The organism is Ilyomonas limi, from assembly GCF_005233845.1.
Classification (GTDB): domain Bacteria; phylum Bacteroidota; class Bacteroidia; order Chitinophagales; family Chitinophagaceae; genus Ilyomonas; species Ilyomonas limi.
Genome location: NZ_SZQL01000004.1, coordinates 1 through 24,913, shown reverse-complemented (window position 1 = coordinate 24,913; position 24,913 = coordinate 1). Strand labels below are relative to the sequence as shown.

Annotated in this window: 20 protein-coding genes; 12 read left to right on the top strand and 8 right to left on the bottom strand. The window is 40.9% G+C overall.

Features of this window, described 5'->3' with window-relative positions:
* Positions 1-92 precede the first annotated feature (92 nt).
* Both FC093_RS06560 and FC093_RS06555 read right to left on the bottom strand, forming a co-directional pair.
* On the bottom strand, positions 93-476 hold the full coding sequence (locus FC093_RS06560; protein ID WP_137260968.1) for a DUF3037 domain-containing protein: 384 nt from the start codon (positions 474-476) through the stop codon (positions 93-95).
* Positions 454-1,254: a HipA family kinase gene (locus FC093_RS06555; RefSeq protein ID WP_137260967.1), complete on the bottom strand. Its 801-nt coding sequence runs from the start codon at positions 1,252-1,254 to the stop codon at positions 454-456. Before FC093_RS06555 ends, FC093_RS06560 begins: the two co-directional genes overlap by 23 nt.
* Before the next feature lie 273 nt (positions 1,255-1,527).
* Between FC093_RS06555 and FC093_RS06550 the strand changes: the two genes are divergently transcribed.
* Genes FC093_RS06550 through thiL form a run of 3 tightly spaced genes read left to right on the top strand, consistent with a single transcriptional unit; the run spans position 1,528 to position 3,820 of the window.
* Positions 1,528-2,355, top strand: a complete 828-nt coding sequence (locus FC093_RS06550) for an inositol monophosphatase family protein (protein ID WP_240743219.1) — start codon at positions 1,528-1,530, stop codon at positions 2,353-2,355.
* A 36-nt stretch (positions 2,356-2,391) separates the two neighbouring features.
* Positions 2,392-2,757, top strand: coding sequence for a four helix bundle protein (locus FC093_RS06545; protein WP_137260966.1), 366 nt, complete (start codon positions 2,392-2,394; stop codon positions 2,755-2,757).
* A 28-nt stretch (positions 2,758-2,785) separates the two neighbouring features.
* Positions 2,786-3,820, top strand: coding sequence for a thiamine-phosphate kinase (gene thiL / locus FC093_RS06540; protein WP_137260965.1), 1,035 nt, complete (start codon positions 2,786-2,788; stop codon positions 3,818-3,820).
* A 207-nt stretch (positions 3,821-4,027) separates the two neighbouring features.
* On the opposite strand, the gene FC093_RS06535 is transcribed toward thiL, so the two are convergent.
* Positions 4,028-4,801, bottom strand: coding sequence for an enoyl-CoA hydratase/isomerase family protein (locus FC093_RS06535; protein ID WP_137260964.1), 774 nt, complete (start codon positions 4,799-4,801; stop codon positions 4,028-4,030).
* A gap of 337 nt (positions 4,802-5,138) precedes the next feature.
* Positions 5,139-5,555, bottom strand: a complete 417-nt coding sequence (locus FC093_RS06530; RefSeq protein ID WP_137260963.1) for a DoxX family protein — start codon at positions 5,553-5,555, stop codon at positions 5,139-5,141.
* Positions 5,556-5,713: 158 nt separating this feature from the next.
* Here FC093_RS06530 and FC093_RS06525 point away from each other — a divergent pair, with 158 nt between their 5' ends.
* The 6 genes from FC093_RS06525 (at position 5,714) to FC093_RS06500 (ending at position 14,290) form a co-directional block, all read left to right on the top strand.
* Positions 5,714-8,770, top strand: a complete 3,057-nt coding sequence (locus FC093_RS06525; protein ID WP_137260962.1) for a tetratricopeptide repeat protein — start codon at positions 5,714-5,716, stop codon at positions 8,768-8,770.
* 3 nt (positions 8,771-8,773) lie between these two features.
* Positions 8,774-10,477: a TonB-dependent receptor gene (locus tag FC093_RS06520; RefSeq protein WP_137260961.1), complete on the top strand. Its 1,704-nt coding sequence runs from the start codon at positions 8,774-8,776 to the stop codon at positions 10,475-10,477.
* Positions 10,477-11,043, top strand: coding sequence for a hypothetical protein (locus tag FC093_RS06515; protein WP_137260960.1), 567 nt, complete (start codon positions 10,477-10,479; stop codon positions 11,041-11,043). Before FC093_RS06520 ends, FC093_RS06515 begins: the two co-directional genes overlap by 1 nt.
* A gap of 192 nt (positions 11,044-11,235) precedes the next feature.
* Positions 11,236-12,288 (top strand): sensor histidine kinase, encoded by a 1,053-nt coding sequence (locus FC093_RS06510; RefSeq protein ID WP_137260959.1) that lies wholly within the window; start codon positions 11,236-11,238, stop codon positions 12,286-12,288.
* A complete protein-coding gene (locus tag FC093_RS06505) occupies positions 12,285-13,355 on the top strand; it encodes a sensor histidine kinase (RefSeq protein ID WP_137260958.1) in 1,071 nt (356 codons plus the stop codon). Before FC093_RS06510 ends, FC093_RS06505 begins: the two co-directional genes overlap by 4 nt.
* A 152-nt stretch (positions 13,356-13,507) precedes the next feature.
* A complete protein-coding gene (locus FC093_RS06500; RefSeq protein ID WP_137260957.1) occupies positions 13,508-14,290 on the top strand; it encodes a LytR/AlgR family response regulator transcription factor in 783 nt (260 codons plus the stop codon).
* A 236-nt stretch (positions 14,291-14,526) separates the two neighbouring features.
* Here FC093_RS06500 and FC093_RS06495 read toward each other — a convergent pair whose 3' ends face one another.
* Entirely contained in the window at positions 14,527-17,568 is a 3,042-nt protein-coding gene (locus FC093_RS06495; RefSeq protein ID WP_137260956.1) for a ligand-binding sensor domain-containing protein, read from the bottom strand.
* A gap of 450 nt (positions 17,569-18,018) precedes the next feature.
* Here FC093_RS06495 and FC093_RS06490 point away from each other — a divergent pair, with 450 nt between their 5' ends.
* Positions 18,019-18,759, top strand: a complete 741-nt coding sequence (locus tag FC093_RS06490) for a sulfotransferase family protein (RefSeq protein WP_137260955.1) — start codon at positions 18,019-18,021, stop codon at positions 18,757-18,759.
* Between the two features lie 239 nt (positions 18,760-18,998).
* Here the strand turns inward: FC093_RS06490 and FC093_RS06485 are convergent, their stop codons facing one another.
* The 3 genes from FC093_RS06485 to FC093_RS06475 all read right to left on the bottom strand — a co-directional run bounded on the left by FC093_RS06485 (position 18,999) and on the right by FC093_RS06475 (position 23,017).
* Complete coding sequence (locus FC093_RS06485) at positions 18,999-20,696, bottom strand: DUF4836 family protein (RefSeq protein ID WP_137260954.1); 1,698 nt, start codon at positions 20,694-20,696, stop codon at positions 18,999-19,001.
* A gap of 364 nt (positions 20,697-21,060) precedes the next feature.
* Entirely contained in the window at positions 21,061-22,308 is a 1,248-nt protein-coding gene (locus FC093_RS06480) for an MFS transporter (RefSeq protein ID WP_137260953.1), read from the bottom strand.
* 76 nt (positions 22,309-22,384) lie between these two features.
* A complete protein-coding gene (locus tag FC093_RS06475) occupies positions 22,385-23,017 on the bottom strand; it encodes a deoxynucleoside kinase (RefSeq protein WP_137260952.1) in 633 nt (210 codons plus the stop codon).
* Positions 23,018-23,245: 228 nt separating this feature from the next.
* On the opposite strand from FC093_RS06475, the gene FC093_RS06470 reads away from it, so the two are divergent.
* On the top strand, positions 23,246-23,704 hold the full coding sequence (locus tag FC093_RS06470; RefSeq protein WP_137260951.1) for a hypothetical protein: 459 nt from the start codon (positions 23,246-23,248) through the stop codon (positions 23,702-23,704).
* A gap of 239 nt (positions 23,705-23,943) precedes the next feature.
* On the top strand, positions 23,944-24,768 hold the full coding sequence (locus FC093_RS06465; RefSeq protein WP_137260950.1) for an alpha/beta fold hydrolase: 825 nt from the start codon (positions 23,944-23,946) through the stop codon (positions 24,766-24,768).
* Positions 24,769-24,913 lie beyond the last annotated feature (145 nt).

Genomic DNA, 24,913 nt, shown 5'->3' with positions numbered 1-24,913 from the left:
ATAAGGGTTCAAAAAAGTTGCACAAAACATATGCTGCATACTTCATTGCAATGCTTAGCGTCTTGGTTTTAGTGAATTAAAATGTTTACACTTTACAATACCAGTTGCTCATACAAAATCTCTAACGTTTCAACAGCATTTACACAAAGTCCCGGATGCACCCTGGAGGTTTGCACTACCGTGCTGCGGGCAGCAGTAAGCCAGCGAAAACGCGATGCTTGTGAAAGTTGTCCAATAGGCCCGCCCTCTTTTCCACCTTTGCATATTTGCTCAAACGCCGCTAAGCGGGTTTGTATTTCCTGTATATTTATTTCACCTCTAAAAGCTTGTAAACGCTCCGTTTCCAGCCTGCACTTCACTTCCAAAAAACGTTGCGCAGCGCAAAACATAATAACGCCCGCATTCATAAATTCTTCCCGCTCCACACGCGGCACAATGCGGATAACCGCATACTCATATAAGTGCATTTCTGGCATACTTAATTTCTTGTACAAATTGGTTGGATAAGGAAAGACGTGTTTCTAAAAAATGAATATAGATCTGCCGCTTTTCTTCAGCCGATGCAGTATTGGAGATATCTGCAGTCAGCCATTCATCGGGCACTAAGGCTACAATTTCGCGTATACGCTCCGGCGTAAGAATAGCTTTGTATGCTTCATTTACCGCATCCAGTTCGCTCGCATAAGGCAGTAGCACATGGTCTTTTATTTGAACAAAAGGCCGCGCACCTTGTGTAGCCACATTTTGCCACGCATGATGAAAATACAATGCCGCACCATGATCTATCAGCCACAACTCCTGGTGCCAGATAAGCATATTGGTATTAAGAGCAGTGCGGTCAACATTTGTTATTAAATTATCAAGCCATACAATTTGCGAAGCTAATTTCTCATCAATATCATTCACCACCGGATCGTACGTAATAGCGCCGGATAAATAATGCAAAGCCAAGTTGAGACCGGCACTGGCTTTCAGTAAATCCTGTATTTCTTCGTCCGGCTCGGTGCGGCCGTAAGCGGGGTCCAGCGCTGCAAATACAATCTCCGGCACATGCAAGCCAAGCGCACGGGCTATTTCACCACATATCAGTTCTGCGATCAACGCTTTCACACCTTGCCCCGCTCCCCTAAACTTAAGCACATATAAAAAGCCATCATCTGCATCTATGATGGCGGGCAACGAGCCGCCTTCGCGCAAAGGCGTTACATAACGAATAACATTTACGGTGCGTAATTCCAGTCGGCTTTCATTCATACACAACTATTCAATTATTAAAACAGCAATGAAGCATGTGCTTGAAACTTAGGACTTTTTAAGGTTTTAAGAGGTTCGAACCACAAAGGCATAAAGAAAGTTACATAAAGTGTTCTTGTGTCTTTGTGGTTCCAAAAACTTCCGTCCCCTTGCTATGCTTATTCATAAAAGTGCTTACAAAATAAAATGATTTTATAAGCAATTGCATAAAATACTCCATTCCCCAACAACCATCAACTAAAATAGTACACCATAAATAACCATTACATCAAAATGCTCCTTTATAAATCTTTTCCATCTCCTCAAATCTCCGTCTATCTTTGCCCCATGTTGAAGCAAACATTACTCAAAGCAACAGAAGCAGGCGCCGCCGTTATCAAACAATTTTTTGAAGGTGAGTTTAAAATATCTAACAAAGAAGGCGTCAACAACCTGGTAACGGAAGCCGACCATGCAGCGGAGAAAACCATTTTCAAGGTTATCCGCGAAAGCTTTCCGGGGCATTATATCCTCAGTGAAGAAAGTGGTGAAATTATTCAGGAATCGAGCTACAAATGGATTATTGACCCGATTGATGGTACGGTCAATTTTGCCAACAATATTCCCATTTGTGCCGTCTCTATCGGGTTGGAGTATGAAGGGAAAATAATCATGGGCGCGGTGTACAACCCCATTATGAAAGAATTTTTCTTTGCAGAAAAAGGCAACGGCGCTACGTTGAATAACAAGGAGATTTTTGTAAGTCTAAAAACAGAAGTTGCCACCAGCTGCCTCGTTACCGGCTTCCCCTATACTTATCTCGATGCACCTAATGGACCATTACAGGTTTTTGACAGGCTCATTCGCAAAGGTGTACCTGTGCGGCGTTTGGGCAGTGCTGCATTGGATTTGTGCTGGGTGGCAGCGGGACGTTTTGATGGTTTTTATGAGCATAAATTGAATGCGTGGGACAGTGCTGCGGGCTACTTAATTGTAGAAGAAGCAGGTGGCAAAGTAACCGACCTCAAAGGCAACATATACAACCCCTATCAGCCGGGCATTATTGCCACCAATGGCAAAATACATGAGGAGTTGATAAAGTGGGTGAATGGGGAAGTGTGAGATACGATTTACGACTTTTAGGTTAGTATTTTTCTTATGACGAAAGAAGAATTAAAACAAAGAATCAAAAAATTTGCTATCGATTCGGCACATCTTATCCTTTTGTTGCCTTATAATGTTGTAAATAAAAATTATTCAGACCAATTGTGCCGTGCTTCATCTTCTGCAGGTGCAAATTATAGTGCTGCACTTCGGGCAAAATCAACAGCCGATTTTATAAATAAACTAAAGATTGTAGAGGAAGAATTAGATGAATCTTTGTATTTCTTTGAATTGACAGTGGAGTTCAATCCATCGTTTAAAGATAAAATTGATATCATCTACAAAGAAGGCAATGAAATATTATCCATCATTGTAGCTTCGTTAAATACACTGCACAAGCAAATGCAGAACAAATCGTAAATCGTAATTTGTAAATCGTAAATAACCGATGGAAAACACCCGTACCGAAATATCTACCTTAGGTGAGTTTGGCTTGATAGATCATCTTACCAAAAATTTTGAGATACAGAATGCCTCAACTATTGTTGGTATTGGCGATGATGCTGCTGTAATAGATCATTACGGCAAACAAACGGTGATTACTACTGATATGCTGGTGGAAGGCATTCACTTTGATCTGATGTACACACCGCTGAAGCATTTGGGTTATAAAAGTATCATTGTCAACCTGAGTGACATTTATGCGATGAATGCCACGCCTACACAGGTAACGCTGAGCATTGCCTTTAGCAACCGTTTTAGTGTAGAAGCAATGGATGAATTTTATGAAGGCGTATATGCTGCCTGCGAAAAATATGGTGTGGATTTAATTGGTGGCGATACGAGTGCTTCACAAAAAGGTTTTATTATATCGGTTACAGCTATTGGTGAAGTAACACCCGATCAGTTTGTAAAGCGCAACACCGCACAACCCGGCGATTTGATATGTGTAACCGGCTATGTAGGTGGCGCCTTTTTAGGATTGACCTTGCTGGAAAGAGAGAAAAAAATCTTCCTGGAAAACCCGCAAATACAACCCGATCTGGAAGGCGAAGATTATATTGTTGGCCGGATATTAAAGCCCGAAGCCCGGCGCGATATTATCCAGTTTTTTGAGCAAAACAATATAATGCCAACTGCTATGATGGATGTGAGTGATGGCATCAGTAGCGAGGCACTGCACCTGTGCACGCAAAGCAACACCGGCTGCAAGTTGTACGAAGAAAAATTGCCCATACACGAACTTGCAAGAGCCGCCGCTTATAAGTTTGGCTTAGACCCTACCGTTTGTGCATTAAATGGCGGAGAAGATTATGAATTGATTTTTACGCTCAAACAAAGTGATTACGATAAGATAACCCTGAATGAAGAAATAAGTGTAATTGGCTACATGACACCGCCGGAAGAAGGCAAAAAAATAATTACTAAGGGTGGCAATACTTTTGATATTACGGCTCAGGGCTGGAACGCGTTTAAGGGTTGAGCTTTGAGTTTTCGTTATGTTTTAAAGTGCAACAATCAACGTCATTGCGAGCGAAACAATCTGCGGGTAGCTATAAATCAATATAGATAATTTACTTTGGAAGTTTTAACCTGTCATGTTCAGATTACAACCTAAATGGTTTCTTTTGATTTTGCCACAACCCACAGATTGCTTCGCTTCGCTCGCAATGACGAGACAACATACACATCACTTCCCTTTAAACACCGGCTTTCTTTTTTCTAAAAAAGCAGTGGCTCCTTCCTGCATATCCGCTGTGCCAAAACATTCGCCAAATCTCTTTGCTTCGTACAAATAACCTTCCTGTGTATTATCAAAATGGTTGATGCAGTCAATAATCTTTTCTACTGCAAGCGGAGATTTTGCAATAATAGTTTGCAATATTTCTTTTGCTTTTGGCAATAGTTCTTCCGGCTCGTACACGTGATTGGCAATGCCTAATTGTAAAGCTTCGCTTGCATCTATCATTCTGCCGGTAAGGATAAGTTCTGTTGCGCGGTTTTTATTGATTAACCGCGTCAGTCGCTGCGTGCCGCCATAGCCGGGAATAATGCCTAAATTAATCTCGGGCTGTCCAAATTTGGCATTGGAAGATGCAATTATAAAATGACAAGCCATTGCCAGTTCGCATCCGCCGCCTAATGCAAAACCATTCACCGCTGCAATGATAACCTTTGAACAATGTTCCATTTTGCTGAAAAGCGTTTGTCCATATTTCGCAAGCGCCTCTCCCGCCGCATCATTTTTCTTTATAAACTCCGAAATATCAGCGCCGGCTATAAATGCTTTGTTGCCCGCCCCGGTAATGATGGCAGCTTTGATGGCATCGTTTGAATAAATTTCCTCAACAACTGTATAGAGTTCATCTATTACCGTGCTGTTTAATGCATTGAGTTTATCAGGACGGTTGATGGTGATGGTGAAAATGCCTTCTTCTAAAGTGGTGAGTAAAGTGGTGTACATGATATAATAGTTTTCATATATACGCCTACAGGGTTCTCCGTCATTACGAGCGAAGCGAAGCCCGCATGATGGCAAACAAGCAATCTGTGGATAGCATAAAATTACTATTAATGGCTTATTTGGAAGTTGATGATAAAGTTTAGCCCTATTTAGAAGATCACCACAGCTGGCTTATTGCGATTGTACTACCATTCACAGGTTGTTTCGTTTCGCCTGCAATGACGAGGCATGCACAGGCGTTGCAGTGAGCGACACACCAATAGCTAAATCTTTATTCAACAGCTCGTCCCACAAAAACAGCCCTTAAAAAACGGCAAGTGCCATTAAACCAAACACACTACTTGCCTATCATACCGTCTACGCTGATGCCGCCGGGGCCACAGAAAAGAATAGCTGCAAATGCAGTAAGAAAAAATATAGCCAGTTCCGACTCTAAGAAATCTTTACCTGCATCGGCACCATATATTATTACCAGCATGGCAATAATAAGCGGAATACAAGCCCAGCGGGTAAACAGCCCGAGCACTATCAGCAGGCTGCAGAAAATTTCTGCAAACAATATAAGTATTAAAGAAAACTTGGGACCAAGGCCCATAAAATTATAAAAAGTATGTTCAAGCGTAGCAAAGTTCATCAGCTTGGCAAAGCCGTGCTTCACCATTAAAACAGCACCGAAGCTTACCCGCAGCAGCAGCATAGCAGTATTAAATGCAGTACTGCTATAGTTGATAGAATTAAAACTATATCTTTTCATTCCACAGGTTTGTACAAAAGTAAAGGTTTATCAATCTTTATCCACAAGCGCGTGCGATTGTTTATGCACATAAGTGAGCAACTAACTTTACGCCGTTTTTTAAATTTTTTAAGAACAGTTATTAAATATTTATTCACAAATGACGTTCACCAAATAATATGAGGCTGAAACCAACACACTTTTTTCTATCCTGCTTGTTATCAGTGAGTATAGTGCAGGTGAATGCGCAGGCAACTAAAGAAAATAATGATCCTGACGCAGAGTTTAAGCTGGCAAAAGAACTGTATATGAAACAGCAGTTTAGCCTGGCTTATCCGCTGTTTGAGGAGTTGCACAACCAAAACAGTTTCAAGCAGAGCAACTATCCTACATCGGAGCAACTGGAGGCAAAATATTATGCCATTGCCTGTGGTTTGCAACTGAACGATGAAACAGCAGTTCCTAAAGCAAAAACATTCACTGAAGTAGAGCACAATGCGCCGCGCGTGCAAATGATGAGCTACCAGTTGGCGGAGTATTATTATCGAAAAAAAGATTTTGAGAATGCCATTGCCTATTACGAAAAAGCAGGCATTGACAACCTAAGCAATACCGAAATTGCCAACATGAAGTTTCATGAAGCATATGGCTATTTTACCATGAAGCGCTTCAGCGAAGCAAAGCCTTTATTTAATTCTATCCGGCAAATACCGGCCGACCCGAATTATATAGATGCCAACTATTATTATGGTTTTATTGCATTTGGCGAAAAGAATTATAAAGAAGCTTTGAATGCATTTAAAGTGGTGCAGGATAAACCTGCTTATCAAAGCATTGTGCCGTATTATGTAACTGAAATTTACTATTTCACCGGCAACCGCGATAGTGCCATTGCTTCGGGCGAAGCGGCCTTAAAACAAGGCAACCAATATTACAATATGCAACTAAAACAGTTGCTTGGCCATGCCTATTTTGATAAAAAGCAGTTTAACAAAGCGCGTCCTTACCTTGAAGATTATGTAAGTAATACACCTAAAGTGAGCCGCGAAGATTTATATGAATTGAGCTACACGTATTATGTAGCGCAGGATTGGAATAAAGCAATTACCGGCTTTAAAGAATTGGGTGGCAAGCAGGATTCGCTGGCACAGAACAGTATGTATTTGCTGGGCGATGCATATTTAAAAACAGGACAAAAACCGAATGCGCGCAGTGCTTTTTTATTTTGTGCATTGAACAGCAGTAATACTACGCAAAAAGAAATTTCCAAGTTTTTATATGCCAAGCTTTCTTATGAATTAGGCTACCAGGATGTGGCATTAACGGAACTGCAAAATTTCCTTGCTACCTACCGCAATTCTGCTTATGCGCCAGAAGCAAAAGAATTGTTGGTAAATGTATTAGCAAACACGAATAATTATAAAGAAGCATTAAGCTTGTTTGAAAGCCTGCATTCGCAAAGCGAAAGTGCTTTGCGCGTGTATCCAAGAATATTATATGGCAGAGCAACAGAATTGATTAATGAGCAGCAGATTGATGCAGCAGATGAACTATTAAACCGCATTTTTACGGCTGATTACAACGAAGCACAACTGCAGCCAACTTACTTCTGGAAAGGCGAATTATCTTTTAGATTGAATGATGCTGATTCTGCCATTTATTATTTTACAACTTACCTGCGCAACCCGGTTACATATGGCGAAGTAAACGCAACTGATGCAAGATATACACTCGGTTATGCGTATATGGATGTGGAAGATTGGGCTGCTGCTCTTAAAAACTTTGAGCAGATAACCACTACTGTTTCTACCGCATCTTCCAACGTACAGCAGGATGCATTTGTAAGGGCTGCAGATTGCAATTTCATGCAAAAAAAATACAGCAAAGCATTGCAGTCTTACGAGAATATTATTGCCTTGAATTTACCTGCTGCTGATTACGCGTATTACCAAAAAGCTATCATTGCCGGTGCTAGCAACCAAAGGACTGAAAAGCTAACCTTGCTGAAGAACTTTGTACAGCGCTATCCTTCTTCTGTATTGGTACCCGATGCAAATATGGAAATGGCAAACACTTACATGGCGAATGAAGAATTTGGGAATGCCATTGCACCGCTTAATGCAATCATTGCAAATAAAAATGCGGTTTCTTTTAAGCCGCAGGCTTACTTAAAACTTGGCGTTTGTTATTTCAATATGGATAACAATGACCAGGCATTGAACAGCTTTAAAACATTAATGTCCGCTTATCCAAGTGCGGATGAAAGTAATGAAGCAATAGAGTATGTAAGAAACATTTTTATCAGCCGCCAACAGCCTAATGAGTTTGTAACTTTTATGCGGCAGAATGGCAAAGATGTAAGCCGCAACGAGCAGGATTCTTTAACTTATACTGCTGCTTACATCAGTTATTCTAATAAGGATTTGGATAATGCGTTAAAAGGCTTTCAGTCTTACCTTTCACAGTTCCCCGATGGTCGCTACGCCATAGATGCCGGCTACTTTGCAGGCACTATTTTCAACGGCAGAAAAGACTACAATAATGCATTAACCTACTATACGGCTGTTGCCGATAAAGCACCCAATAAATATGCAGAGTTTGCAGTGTTGCAGGCTGCAAGGATTTACTATTTTGAGCTAAAGGATTACGCTAAAGCTGAGCAATATTTTGCACAGTTAAAAACCATTGCTACCGGCCAAGATACCAAACTGGAAAGCATGCGCGGCTTATTACGTTGCCAGTACAAGTTGCAGCAGTTTGCAGAGGCAGTGCCTAATGCACAGGATTTGCTTACACAAAAAGGTATAGCAACTGATGATAAAATGATGGCAAACCTGGTGATTGCAAAAAGCTATCAGGCAAACAATCAGTTGAGCGATGCCGTTGCCGCATACAAGTCGGTTGTAGCATTGGGCAAGAGTGAATATGGCGCAGAAGCACGCTACCGCATAGCCGAAATTGCACTGGAACAAGGAGAGCTTAAAAGTGCAGAAAAAGCGGGCTTTGATGTGATTAATAAAGCCGGCTCTTACGATTACTGGATTACCAAAGCTTATATTTTACTGGGCGATGTGTACTACCGCCAGGGCGACTATTTTAATGCCGAAGCTACACTGAAAAGTGTGGTGGAAAATGCCACTGATGATGCACTGAAACAGGAAGCGCAGCAGAAGCTGGACACTGTGGTAAAGGAGAAAAATAAAAACAGTAAAATAGATCAAACTTTAAATCAATAAAAGTTGAAAAAATCATTTATAGCAATAGCCTTATTAGTGTTTTTAGTACAGTTTGCCGATGCGCAGCAACGCAAAAAAACACCTGTAAAAAGGAAAGCAACAACAACCAGACAAGCAGAAAAATCGTCTGCCGATACTACTATCCCCAGCAGAACTGTAACTGTAACTTCTTCGTACAAACCAGAACTGAAACCCGCTGCAAAAGTCAACTTTAGCGCTGCTGCACCACCGGCTGATAGCGTGTTGCCCACACTGCAATATAACGTGCCTTCGCAAAATTTGTTTTTTGCTTATCAGCCTGCTGCATTAAAGCCGTTGGCAGCCGATATAGATACGGCTATGCATTGGGAAAACAGTAATTATGTGAAAGCCGGTTTTGGCAATTACGCCACTCCTTTTTTACAAGCCGGTTTATCTTTTGGAGATGGCAATAAAAGCATTGTAAATGTTCATGCCAAATACATTTCATCTAAAGGCAATATGCCCTTTCAGCAGTACAGCAATGCCGATGTAGATGCAACAGGCATTATCACCAATGGTGTAAATGAATTTACCGGCAAAATATTTTATAACAACAGAACCCGCTACCAGTACGGTTTTCAGCCCGATTCACTACTATTTCCCAAAGATGATTTGCGCAACCGCTTTAATACATTTGGCGCTAAAGTTGGCATGCGCAATAAGACCATCAACAGCATGGGCATCAATTACAATCCCAGCTTGTATATAGATGGTTTTACGGATGGTAAAAACGGTAATGAAACCAATTTGATATTAGACGCCCCGGTATCGAAAGCCTTTGGAGACAACTTCATTTTTAACTTTGGCATTACGGCTAATCTTACAGGTTATAAAAGTGATAGTGCGGGCAAAATCAACAACAACTTGGTATATCTTTCTCCTGCTGTACAATACGGCGCGAATGCCTTTAAAATTGTTGCCGGTATCACGCCATCATGGGATAATAAAGATTTTTACTTACTGCCCAACTTTACAGCCGAAGCTAAAATAAATGAAGAAAAATTTGTGCTGATGGCAGGCTGGACGGGCTATTACAATAAGAATAGTTATGAATCACTTTCGGAGTTTAACCCCTGGCTGCAGCAGCCTAAGTTCTTGAAAAGTACGCGCATTACAGAACAGTATGCAGGCTTTAAAGGTTCTGCCGGCAGCCATGTTACTTACAATGCAAAAGTGTCTTATTTACATCTACGCAACCAGCCGCTGTTTGTAAATGATACCATTACCGGCAAATCGTTTTACATGGTGAATGAAAGCGACATGAAAGATATTCGCCTGCATGGCGAACTGGGTTATACTATCCAGGAAAAATTATCGTTTTTAGCAGGTGCGTCTATCAATAAATACAGCAACTTAACAGATAATGATAAAGCATACGGCTTGCTGCCCATTGACATTAACGGCTCGTTGCGCTGGCAGGTAACGAAGGATGTTTTATTTAAAAGTGATGTGTATTTTTGGGATGGACCACGTTATTTAACCATCAGCAAGGAATTGCGCCGGCTTGACCCTGCATTCGATTTGAATGCCGGTGCGGAAGTAAAGTTAACAGGCAACTTTAGCGCATGGTTGCAGTTTAATAACCTTTTTAATAATAAATATCAGCGCTGGAACCAATATCCGGTATTAGGGTTTAATGTGTTGGGAGGTATAATTTATTCATTTGGTCAAAAAACCGGACAATAATGATTGCATACAGTTTGCGAAATTATTTGAAGCATCATAAAAAATTAAGCCTGCATGGCATTGGCAATTTTGTGCTGGAAGAAACACCGGCACAACTTGATTTCACTGCCAAACTCCTGTATCCGCCAGTAAGTGAAATAAAGTTTGAGCCCGAAAGCCAGCCCAACAACAACCAGTTCTTCAATTTTATTGCGCGCGATTTAAGGGTGGATAAAATCACTTCGGTAAAACTGTACAACGAAGAAATGCACCGTATTAAAGAAGCCCTGGTGAAAGATGGTGAATACAATTTAAGCGGCATTGGCATACTAAGCAGACAACCCGACGATGTGATTTCTTTTATAAAATATGATGCTGATAAAACACCATTACCAGTGATACCTGTAGAGCGCGTCATTCGCCGCGAAGACGTTCATACCATACGTGTGGGTGAAGACGAGCATACTAATAAACACATGGAAGAATTGCTGGCACAGCCGGAAGTGGAAAAGAAGAACTATTGGTGGGTGTATGTAATCATTGCCTTGCTGGTGATAGCCGTTGTTGTGCTGCTGTTTACGATGTAATGATTTTTATTATGACTGGGTGATAACGCTTATAGGATTCAAAGCCCTGCAAGCGTTTTTATTTACTCACAACCACCGCTCACAATTCACCGCTCACAATTAATACCCATTTTCTCTCAATTCAATCATTCATAAATACATTCTGCCCTATTTACCCCAATTAATTGCACCAACATTCGTTAATTTGAGCGTATGCAAATCAGGCGGTACAGCGGAAAAGAACCCATCATTTTTGCGTGGGTCATGGCGCCATATACCATGGCAATGAATACGCTTGTTTTCGGCTCGTGTATCTTCAGCTCTTTTAAAATTTTTGTAGAGAGTTTTATTATTTCAGCCGTTTATTTTGCTTTCATTTATGCAGTATTTGGCACCGTAGCGCTAATGATAAGAAAACGCTTTCCGCAGGATGGCGATCTGTTCAGGCGCATAGCGCTGATGCTGCCCATCTTTTACCTGATGAATATACTGACTGTACAAAGCTTGTACATTCTTTACGAAAGTATCAGTTGGCTTGGGTGCAAACCATTGAGAAGCATGGAATGGTGGACTGTTGGCTTTGGATGCCTTGCCAGTACAATGCTCACCTTTATTAACGAAGCGGCTGCCGGCTGGGACAAGTGGAAAACATCCGTTACCGAAACAGGGCGGCTTCAAAACGCCTACCAAAAAAGCAGATTGCTGAGTCTCAAGCGACAGATAAATCCGCATTTTTTGTTCAATTGTTTCAATACCTTATCAAGCCTCATCAGCGAAGACGGAGATGAGGCAGAACAGTTTTTAGATGAAATGACCAAGGTATATCGCTACCTGTTGAAAGGTGATGAAGATCCGCTGGTGAGTCTGGACGAAGAGCTGAAGTTTATCGACGCGTATTTGTACCTTAATATTACCCGCTTTGGCAGTGCACTCGATGTAGCAATCAATGTAGATGAAAGTAGCCGTTACAGAATGATTGCACCGCTGAGCTTGCAGATAATTCTGGAAAATATTATTTACCGCAATGCTTTCAGCAAAGCTAATCCAGTGCATATTCATATTTATACCAATACACATAATGCGCTGGTAATACATAATACGCTGCAGCCCAAAAACAGCAGCGATGCCATTAACTACGAAGAAGCTTTGGACGATTTGGTCAATAAATATAAGTTGCTTAGCCAAAAGGAAGTGGAGATCTACGAAACGGCAACCCAGCGTGACATTCTTATTCCATTAATTGAAAAAGAAGAGGTACTGGCATGAAATGGAAATGGTCGAAACCGCTGAAAGTACAGGTGTATAGCTTTCTTATTTCCATGCCATTTATTGATGTGGCATTTAATACCGTGCTGTATGATAAGCAACAATGGACCGACTGGAGAGTATGGGTTTTCTCGTATCCGCTCATTTATGCAATTGGTATTGGCTCATGGTACATGCACATTCAGTACGACCATTTTATCCGCCGCTTGTTTCCTTCGTTAAAGCAAACGAAAAAACGGGTGCTCTATAAAATATTTACTAATGTGCTGGTAATGACCCCTTCGGTGCTTTTTATATTCTGGGTGTACGATACTTTTCATATACTTGGCTATCAATTAAACAGCAATGATTTAAAATGGGGTTATCTTATCGGTCTTTCTATAAATGTGATTTTTGATACGCTATGGGAGGTATTATATGTGCTGGAAAAATATAAGGAAAGTCTCACCGAAAAAGAACTAGCCGAACAAACGCATACCGCACATGAGTTTGAGTTGTTAAAAAATCAGGTCAATCCGCATTTTTTGTTCAATTGCTTCAATACACTGTCATCGCTGATACAGGAAGATAAAGAAGAAGCGGAACACTTCTTGGATGAGTTGAGCAAAGTATATCGCTACCTGCTGAAGAATAATGAAGACAGTATGAGTACGCTGGAAAAAGAAGTTGCTTTCATTAGCTCATATTTTCAACTGCTCAAAACGAGGTATGGCGATGCACTGCAGTTGAACATAGATATTGACAAACGCTATTACAAATATCAGGTGCCTTCGCTTAGTTTGCAATTATTGGTAGAGAATGCCGTAAAGCACAATATTGTATCGCGCCAGCAGCCGCTGATAATAGAGATTTTTACTACCGCCGGCAACAAACTGGTAGTGAATAATAACCTTCAGAAAAAGCAGTTGAATAGAAAATCTACCCGGATTGGTTTGAATAACATCCGGTTGAAATATCAGTTGATGGGACAAAAAGGGTTTCAGGTAGTGGAAGGCAAAAGCAACTTTATGGTGGTACTGCCACTGCTATGGAACAATATGAATGATGTGGTGGAGATGAAGGTGTGAATTGTGAATTATGAATCGTAAAAAGTAAGATAATTATTTGTTTATAATGTTGTGGCAAACATAGATGCATACAACAATAATTGTCTGGTTATTTTCTATAATAATATCCAATAACGAAACTTAAAAGCTGCCGCTGCAGGCGGTAAAAGGGTATGAATATTTTAATAGTAGAAGACGAAGATTTAGCCGTAAAGAAGATAAGAAAAACATTGCAGGCAGTAGATGAGCATGCTGTGGTGGCCGGTGTAACAGATAGTATTGAAAGTACCGTATCGTGGCTGCAGCAGAACACGCCACCCGACCTGATATTGATGGACATTGAGCTGGCAGATGGACAAAGCTTTGAAATTTTTAAACTAACTGAAGTAAAAAGTCCTGTGGTATTTACTACTTCGTATGATGAATATGCATTGAAAGCTTTTAAAGTAAACAGCATCGACTACCTGCTGAAACCGGTACAAAAAGAGGAGCTACAGGCAGCCATGGATAAGTATAGAAAATTGAAAGAAACCTATACAGTGCAAGAATCATCATCCGGCAGTGTAAGTCTTGACAAATTGGTAAAAGAACTAAAGGAGAAGCTCCAACCGAAAGAATATCGCAAGCGCTTTTTAGTAAAGTTGGGGCAACGTTTGGTAAGTATCGAAGTAGAAGACATTGCTTACTTTTTTAGCGATGGCCGCCTGAACTTTTTCATGACGCATGACAATAAAAAATTTGTAGTGGACTATACGATGGATGAATTGGAAGATATGATTGATCCGCAGCAATATTTCCGCATCAGCCGCTCATTTTATGTATCGGCAGCAAGCATAGATAAAATTGATGACTACTTTGGCAACCGGCTTATCCTTGGGTTACGCCCTGCACTGGATAAAGAAGCTGTAGTAAGCCGTGAAAAAGTAAGCGATTTCAAAAAATGGATGGGAAAATAGGGGAAAGCTGAAAGCTGCAGACCGTAAGTTGTGCACTTTGAGCTAAGAACAGGTAAAATGTTTCTGCTTAGTGAAATGACAATGCCCATCGCAGCTCAAATTTAATTTGACACTATACTTATCAACTTCATCAGTACACTCTATCAGTATAATCCTTATCCAAAAACAATTCGTGCTTCAGTCCATGTCATTCCTGTTTTCCGATATAGGCAGGCGTGTGCAATAACCCCATTCGCTTACCGCTTTACCAACAGGATAATTCCTACACCTTTATCATCTGCCTGTACCTCCAAACTGCTTTTTAGCATAGCAGTTTTTGCTTTTAAACTCCTGATGGTTTCCTGTACGGTATTGCCGCTGTTCAGTTTTACGCCGGCAGCAAACATATTAAGTTGTACATGACTTTTTACAAAGCTCAACTCAACTAAGATAGTACGTGCGTGCATTTGCGCTGCCAACAGTTGCAAGGTCATTTTATATATGATCATCAGTTCGTGGCGGCGCCGCATATCAGGTTTTAGCTGTATTACTTTGTCATCGTTATTCACCTGTATAGCAGTATTGTACCGATAGCTGATAGTATGCGCAATTTCTTTCATTCGGCTAATGGTGTGCGCCATTGTATCGTTTGCCGGGTCAATGCTCCACAGCATATCGTCCATCGCTTCAATAAGGCTATTGCATTTGTGGTGTATCTCATCTATATAGTTTTTCGATTGCTCTGGTTCCTTATCTGCTTTTATGCGGGCAATTTCGCTCAGTACATTGATGTTTTGCAGTGCATTATTTATCTCTTCGTGCAGGCTGCCGGAGATGTTGCTGCGCATATTTTGCAGTACGGCTTTACGCTTCATACGCTCTCTGTCGAGCCAATATAAAAATGCGATGCCCGCCAGCAACAACAGGCTGTAAAACCACCATGTTTTCCAAAATGGCGCCTGCACCGCTATAGATAAAGTAGTTATTTCGTTGCTAAAGGTATTATTTGCATTTACAGCTTTTATGCTAAAGGTGTAGGTGCCCGGCGGCAAATAACTGTATATTGCCTCATTATTTTTGGCACTAATCCATTCTTTATCCAACCCCTCCAGCTTGTATAAAATGGCATAACTGTTTTGGTAATGTAAAGTAGAAAAAGCAATAGTTATAGAGTTTTGGCTATAAGGCAGTACAATGGCTTTTTGTTTTGCAAGGGAATCTAATGGCAGTGCCTTATTCATCAGCGCAAAACCGGTAATTTTCACGCCGGGCGGCACTGCACCGGTTTGCATTATCTCACCCGGATTAAAAACAATAAAATTATGACTGGTACCCAAAGCTATACGCCCGTCGTTAAGCACAGTTGCAGATGCAGGATTGAAAAAATTATTTTGCAGCCCGTCACTTTCCTCATAGTGTACTACAGCCTTATTTTTCAGGTTGATGCTGAACAAGCCGCTTTGTGTAGTTACCCACAGCAACCCCTGTTTATCTACAACAATATTAGACACTGTGTTGGAAAAAATATCACTATTGACGTTGAAATAACGAATAGTGCTGGTTTTAATATTTAATATATTTAAACCGCCACTTGCAATGATATACAAGCTATCGTTGTATTGCACAATATCATCAGCACCTACCCTCATCAGCCGCCTTGCAGCATCACTTTCGGCCGTGTAGTGCAAAGCAATACTGCCATCGCTTACATTTATTTTATATATACCGTTTTTTTGTGTACATGCCCATATATCGCCCTGCCAATCTATATACAGCCGGTACACGATACTTTGCAGCCGTTGCATGAGGGTAAATGTATTAGCAGCCGCGTCCCATTTTATCAATAATCCCTTTTGTGTGCCCAGCCACAAATTGCCCTTTTTATCTTCGGCTATTTGCCGGATAGTGCTGTTTTCAAAAACCGGCAGCTGCAACTTGTCTGTTTGCTGTTTTGTGTTGGTATGAATAATAAACAAGCTGCCATCTTGATGACCGCTCCAAATATCACCATTGGCACGCTGATGAGTACACCAGGTAAACAGGTTGCTTTTTTTAAACGAGGCATCCACATACAACAAGTGTTTTGGTTCGAGGCTGCTGTCGTAAGAGAAAATACCACTCCCCCAGGTGCTCACCAGTATATCACCGGTTCGTGCTTGTATAATGTCTGTAACATCGGGGGTATAAAGCGAGTCTTTGCCGGGGCGTTTAAGGCTAATGGTACGAAACAGTTGTGCCGATGGATTAAAGCGATACAAGCCTTTGTTAGTGCAAACCCAAATGTTTTTTTCACGGTCTTCATACAGTTGATATATCATATCGTAGTGAATGCTGTACTCACCCGGCAAATCGTTTTTAAATACCTTGAAATTATTTGCTTTGTTGTTGAAGGTAGCCAACAGGTTGTAGCCGGTAAACCATAAAGTGCCATCCTTTAGTTCTTGTATGCCATCTATTTCGTAATATACATAACGCAACAGCTTTCCTAAAGCCACTTCCCGGTGCTCCTGCTGCTTTGTATAAAGATTAAAGCTGTAAACAGATAAACCCGACGGTGGCCACGATACGATCCAAAACCTACCCTTGCTGTCCAAATAAGGGTACGATGTATGCGTTAGCGCAGCATACTGATTTATTACTACATCGTTATCGTTGTTATGGTTGCGGTAAGAAAGCGTTTTGGTTTTGGGATTAAATTTTACTAATCCGGAATCGCAGGCTATCCAGTAATTATGCTGTTGCTCGTCCTGAAATAACCATACGGCATGCCACTTTGAAGGTAATGGAACCAAGACATTATCAGCAGAAAAAGTATTTGCAGCTTCATCAAACTGGAGTAAAGGCTCGCCAGATAACCGCAGAAAAACATTTCCCGTATCATCTATAAATAAATGCCCCTCTGCTTTTTTAATTGCACTAGTGCTCACTGCCACATGCACCGGATGAAATGTAAAATCAATAGTATTAAAATAACCCACATCATTATCATCGCACAGGAGCCACAGCCGGTTTTTGGTATCCATTTGCATGAATAATATTTTGTTGCCGGGTATGGTTGTAGTATCATCTGCCCTGTGCCGAAAGGTAAGCAGGCGTGAACCATCGTACCGCTGCAATCCATTTAGCGTAGCTATCCAGATGAAGCCCTCTTTATCCTGCTGCACAGCTATTACATCGTTGGAGGCCACGCCCTCGCGGGTGCCAATGTGAGAAAAAAGATATTCCTGTTGTGCCACTACACCGAGGGTACAGACAAACAAAAAAAAGAATACAACCAGTTGATGTTTAAGGAAAATCATGCGCGACCAAATATAAAATACATCCACTGCATTTCACTACAATTCATACAAGCCAATCAACAGTCAGTTATATATTTTTGCCAGTTGATTTATTAAGCGTTGGGGAATAATTGGTAAATGGCAAAAAACCGCTAAAAGTTTACTGCATCAAATCCTAAGTTTTAAGCGAAGATTTGTTTTACCTGTATATTTTATACCGTTTTCTGCGGTAAAGAATATTTGGTAGTGTTTTCAAATGTATGATAATATGTGTTAAATGCTTTACAGCAGTTGGCAAAAGGAATATATCAACATCCCATCATACATTTGAAAACACTACTGAATGTTTTAACGAAGCAGTTAAGAATATAACAATTTACTGATATATTTGCCGGCAAGTACCACCATAACAGCAACAGATGGAGTGCAGGATAAAACAGCAGCCATAACTGAGCTAAAGAATAAAACCGTATGACGAAGTTTATTGTGTTTACTACCCCAAGAACAGGCTCTACTTTATTAGTAAAATCGCTCGATACGCACCCCGAAATATTTTGTGCAGGTGAAGTATTCCTGCTGGGGGGCACCAGCTTTCATGGTGAATGTAGCTTCCGTTTCTGGAAATTACCCGTATCTAACAAGCTGATTTATATGCTGAACTTCCCCAATATGTGGCTGAATCTGAAATCTTTTCTCAACAGGTTTTTTACTGCCAGGAATGGTGAACATGCAAAAGGATTCAAACTCATGCATTTTCAAACGGCTTACTTACCCGGCATTATTGATTACATTAAAAAAAATGATGTAAAGGTTATTTTGCTCCTGCGCGAAAATTTATTGAAGAATACCTTATCAGATCTTAGAGCAAGGCATACCGGCATTTATCACAACAATGGAAAAACCACGGAGAAGTTGCCTAAGTTTCATGTAGATACAACTATGCTCGGCAAAAAAATGGCAGACATAAACAGCATTAACAAGCAGCTTGAACAAACAACGGCATCTATGAACAGGCTTACAATTGCGTATGAAGATTTTGATAACTGGGATGCCACGATAAGTAAGATTCTAAACTTTATTAATGTAAAAGATATACCCTTAGCGCCGGTCTCCAAAAAATTAAACCCCAGTAAGCTGGAAGATATGATAGAAAACTATGATGAAATGAAGAACTGGTTACAGCAAAACAAGTACGCGCATTTTTTGGATTAAGAGACTGTTTAAAAATACCTCTTTATCCAAAAAGTTGCAAAGGCATAAAGAAGGGTAAAGATTACTTTGCATAACGTCCTTTCTTTGAAACTATAAATGCAAATAATTTTAAGTAAACCAGCCTTGCATTTAATGGAATAACATCAGCTACTGTAACAGTTAGCAACATTGCTATTTGCTCCAAAAATAAAGTGCCATGCCGCTCAGCGGCATGGCACTTACAATTTACCATTTAAAAACTACTTTTCAGGTTCCATTTTGGGCGGCTCCATTGCGGCTGTATCCATATCCTCCGGTTTTGGTGCACCAAAAGTATCATCATTCATACCATTCATTTCTTTCATCTCGCCTATCGTATTTGCTACCGTACCAAAATAACGGCTAAGTGCAGCCAGGCTGTTTTCTTTTTCATTTACCAGGCGCAATTCAAGGCGCCCTTTTACAGAGTTGCCATTGATGTTCTCGCTGGTAATAATGGCATCTCTAAAAGTTTGTTTTGCACTGTTCATCATTGGCTGGCCGGTAGTATCGGGCGGAATGGCATTGAGCATAGAAGTAATATCCGCATAAAAAGCCATGGCATTTCCCCTTGCTTTGTCTTCAATACCTTGCGGCAGTACTACTTTGCCGGTGCCGGCTTTGTATTGCTGTAATAAAGCTGCATCCGAAGCCACGATCAGGTTTTTAGCATCGGCATTCATTACATAACCATCGGCTGTACCTTCTGCCATTTCTTTCAGCATATACTGACCATCTTTTTGCACCATAATTCCTTTCGCCGCCAAACCTGCCACCACTTTATCGTACGATGCTTTATCGCCAATAGCTGCATTGATAAGCATCTTGACAGCTGGTTGTTTATATTTAATACCAGGATATTCCGGACTGGCTTTTTCTTCTACACCAAAGTTGGAAAAAATAATAGCAAAATCGCCCTTAAACGCTCTTATTACATCATCTACCGTAAAGCCAAACTGCTGCAACCCCTGATTGGCAGTGGTGGTAACGCCAGCTATGTTCATAACAGCAGTAAGCAGCCTGGGATCGAACGAAAACACCGCAAAGCCGTTCACTGCACCGGGATAATGATCTACCATATCCATGTTCACTTTTGAGCCGGTATATTTCTTAAGTGTATCAGCAAGCATATCATTCATATATGCTTTTGAATCCATCACCACTCTGCCATCTTCAAAATTGATAGTGCTGGCGCTGTATAAATCTTTTAGCAAATCTGAAGCTTTACTCATACCCAGCATAGGTATAGTAGCCAAAGCAGCATTGGAAGAAGTGAACAAATGCATATCGGCTTTTTCTTTTGCCGCATCTTTAAAGGCATCTACCGAAGCAATGGAAGCATCTTCCTTTTGGGTGAAATAGGTAGTGAGTGCTTTTTGCGAAGCACCAAAATCATCGCTGTTCATTTCGCCGCTTTGCATATTCATGCTGGTTGCTTTGGTTATGATAGCGGCATCATCGTTCCAGCCGGCAACAAAACCCTCCTTCAGGTTGGCATACGAGTAGCCGCTTGCTTTTTGAAATTGTACCGAAGGCATTTTTTTCTTCAAAAAAGCTTCAAAATCCGAAGTACTGCGCAAAGCGCCAACAAAACCCAATACCGAGTTTTGTCCGCTCATAATAGAGCCTGCCTGCTGTGCAAACAGGTACACATCTGCATCCATGTCAATACCCGAATTTTTAATATCTTCCATCGTCCACCGCATCGTGCTGTCATCAGAAGCAGCTTTCATAATGGAATCAATATTCACGTGATTGTTGTTCAGCTTATCAAACAACTGTTTGGGGTTGATGCTGAACACGGCACTCGCATCTTTGGGTATATATTGCGTTTGCTTAGGCGCTTTCTTAGAACAGGAAGAAATCAAAATGACTATCAGGAAAAGAAAAGTGCCGTAGCGGCAAGCTGTTTTCGTCATAAATAGTAGTTTTTTAAGTAAGCGAAAATATTGTTTTCTCTATTTGGAATAAAGTTATTGTAAAATAAACGGATGAAAGGAAAATAGAGTGGACAGATGATAGATGACCATGTACAGCGGGAGCAGTAAGTTTAAGGGCTTACGAGTTTGATAGTTTACGGATCGCATAAACTCCAAAGTCCTGAAGAAATCTGAGTCAGCCGGTAAAAGCAGGGTTACGCAAATGAATTTTATTAAATAAATGCTTTGCGTTTTCACGCCTTAACGGTTACATTTTTCCATTCAATTTACAAACTCATACACAATGGAACCTGTAAACTTTCAAACATGCTCCTTGTCATTTTGTATCTTAAAAGCTTACATCTTAATATTCCATTTTTCTCAAACTGGGCGCTTTAAACCAGGTAATAATTACTACCAATAAAGTCATACAGCCGCCAAACACTACGGATGGCACTACGCCCATCAACTTTGCCGTTACACCACTTTCAAACTGGCCTAATTCGTTGCTGCTATTGATAAACATACTGTTTACACTCAACACACGGCCACGCATATTATCCGGCGTTTTCAACTGCGAAATAGTACCACGCACCACCACGCTGACGCCATCCAGCATACCGCTTATCATTAATGCAAAAAAGGATAACCAGAACCATTTGGATACGGCAAAAACGATGATACAAATACCAAACCCTGCCACGGCATACATTAGTTTACTGCCTTGCCTGCGTTTTAGGGGAAATAAGGTAATGAGAATAACAATTGATATCGCCCCCATATCCGAAGCCCCGTTGAGAAAGCCAAAGCCTTGCGGACCAACCTTCAATATATCTCTTGCATATACCGGTACCATTGCTACCGCACCGCCAAACAATACGGCAAACAAATCGAGCGAAATAGCACCGAGCAGTTCTTTTGTTTTATATACGAATACCAGCCCTTCCCGCACGCTCTCCCAGGTGCGCTTTTCACTACGCTCGTTTAACGGTGGTTTTTTATGTAACCGAAAAAGGCATAAAAAGGAAACAATCAGCATAAAAACAATAACTGCCAGCGTACCGGTAATGCCAAAACCGGCAATTAAAAATCCGCCAATCGCATGTCCCATCACCGAGGCGGACATATATGCGCCCTGGCTCCAGGTAGTAGCATTTTGCAGCAACGCTCTGGGCACTATGATAGCTACCAGCACACTAAAAGTAGGCCCACCAAATGAGCGTACAATACCAGTACAAAAAATAACTGCATAAATACAGGCGGCAATGTTGTGATTGCTTAAATGCTGTGCCGTAAAATGCGTGGATAAAAAGAAGAAAATAGCGGCTGCCAATGCGTATAAGCCAATACAGGTAAGCAGGAGTTTCCGCTTTTCGCTCAGGTCTATAATATGCCCGGCATAGAGCGCCATGCTTACCGCCGGTATTACTTCCGAAAGACCAATGAGACCAATTGCAAACGGGTCGTTGGTGAGGTTGTAGATCCACCAGCCCATAACGGTGGTAAGCATGCGGATAGCGAAGGTAAAAGTAAACCTGCCCATCAGCAGGTTGCGATATTCGATAATATTTACAGATGCAAACGGATTGTATTTAGTAATTGGTTCAGCCATGCTGTTGGTTAAGGTTATTCAAATGCGGATGCCAGTCTGGAGTTACTGGTAGCCGGTATCTGGCAACTGGAAACATCTATTCAAACTCCAAATAAAACTGGTCTCCTGCAAAGCCATCATGCAGTACATTCAGCACTGCCTGCAGGTGCGTTTCGTCGCTCAAAAAATCGGCATTGGAAGCATCGATAAAAATGGTTTTTATCCCGCATTGCCTGATGTAATTCATATAGGTTTCTTGTATATTCAACAGGTAACTGTCGGGTATTTGTTGCTCGTACGAGCGGTTGCGCCGCTTAATGTTTGCCTGCAGCCTGCTTACCGGGCTGTGCAGATAAATAAGCAAATCCGGAAAAATGAGTTGCTGCTCCATAATATCAAACAGCTTTTGGTAGAGTTTAAACTCTTCTTCGGGCAAGTTGACTTTGGCAAAAAGCAGGCATTTGGTAAAGAGGTAATCTGACACCGTAATACTGTGAAATAAATCGGTGGTATGCAGCATATCTTTTTGCTGCTTAAACCGTTCTGCCATAAAAAACAGTTCCAGCGGAAAGGCGTACTGCTTTGGATTTTCGTAAAACTTAGGTAGAAAAGGATTATCGGCAAACTCTTCCAGTATCAGTCTTGCATTCAGTCTTTTTGCCAGCAGGTGCGCCAGCGTGGTTTTGCCGGCTCCAATGTTTCCTTCTATGGTAATGTAATGGTATTGCATTCAGGAGCATCAAAAATAGTAGCTTTTTGGGTTTGAATGGTAGAGAGAGATGGTAAAAAAGGAACAGGCTGGTAAATGGGGGTTGAATTGCCATTTAATTGTTCCGGTAAGAACAATACGATTAGCAATAGTTACGCAAATGCGCCGGCTGTCGGATGGACTTGCGCAATCCGTTAGTTAGGGTTGCGTATATTTGGGAGTTGGCTGTAAGCTGACACAGTCTTCAAAATGACACAATCACTTCAAGACATATTCACCTTAGAGGACAACGAACGGTTTGACGAGGCTTTTGATACTTACAGTAAACTTTATAATCAGAATAAAAATGACTACAAGGTCTGGAAGCACTTTTATTTCTTTTTGTGGTCAGTCATCGAAGATGCGCCGAGTAGCTTCCATGACAAAGTAAACTTGCGACACTTGCTGCAAATAATGTTTGACGAAGGCAAGAAAACTTTTGCAGGCAATGCCGATTTCAATTTCATTGCAGGGTACACGGTCTCAATATTTCCTTATGAGTATGGCGACTACGACGACTTGGAGAAAGAAGGAAAACAGATGCTTTTCAAAGCTGTACAACTTCAGCCTGACAATTTAATTTACAGAATGGTTTATTTAGGCAGCATTTCAAATGTGACCAACAATTATACAGACAAGCAGAGATTGACGCAGCACAAAAAGTGTTAGAGACATTTAGTGGGACTGGTGCTTTGAATAAATATTTCAGACAGGTATTATATCGGCTGGACAAACAAGTCTACCGCTAACAGGGGTTTGCTAATATACCGGCTCACGAACAAAGGCTAAACAATAGAACACTATCCAACTTTATTAATAAATTTAAGCTGACGGAATGCTAATGCCGGTACATCGGCAAGCCCTAATCCATTAGCGGCAATATAGTCACAACTTCAAAAAATCAAAAAATGAAACAATTCACAATTTTAATTTTGGTTTTTATCTCCTGCTTCGCCACATACGGGCAAGTAAAAATTAATCCTAACGGAAAGTTCTTTAACTATAATGGGACCAAAATTTATTATGAAGATACCGGTAACGGAGAACCTCTTTTATTACTCCATAGTTTTTTTGGAACTGCTGACCATTGGAAGCCTTATGTAGAGACCTACTCAAAACAGTTTAGAACGATTGCCGTTGACATGATGGGGCATGGACGCTCTGATATTTATAGGGAAGACGATTTCAATTTTAAGCATGGAGACTATGCGAAAATTATTCTTGCCCTGTTGGACTCGTTGAAACTAAACAAAGTGAATGCAATTGGCGCAAGCAGCGGAGGCATGACGCTACTACATCTTAGTATAATGCAGCCGGAGAGATTCAAATCTGTTATTGCAATCGGGGCACAAATTTATTTTAGTAAGTACACAAGAGAGTGGGTAACAAAAAATGGACTGAATCAATTTATGCAATGGGCCGCGCCACACGGCCCAGAAAAACAGGTGTATTTGGCAAAGGCGTTCTGGCAGAACTTAACCCTTTATGGAGACCCTTCCTTTACTCCGGATATTTTGAGTACGATAAAGGCTAAATGGTTGGTTGTACAAGGAGATAATGACGAGGCTGTTCCGTTACAGCAAGCGTTAGAAATGCATCAATACATACCCAACAGCCGGCTTTGGATTATTCCTAACGGAGGACATTTACCACACCTGAACGCCGATTTTCAATCTGAGTTTTTAAAGGTCTCACTCGAGTTTTTGAATGGAAAGTGGGACAAGAAAGATTAATTGCACTGCCGCTAACAAAAGTATCCTATGTAAAGCGGTTTTCGAGGGGTGATATGTGAATAAAGGTACTACATAAAGAGATAGATTTAGTACGCTGTGGATTTACATGATTGAATATTCTTCAGCTCATAGATGTTACTACAGC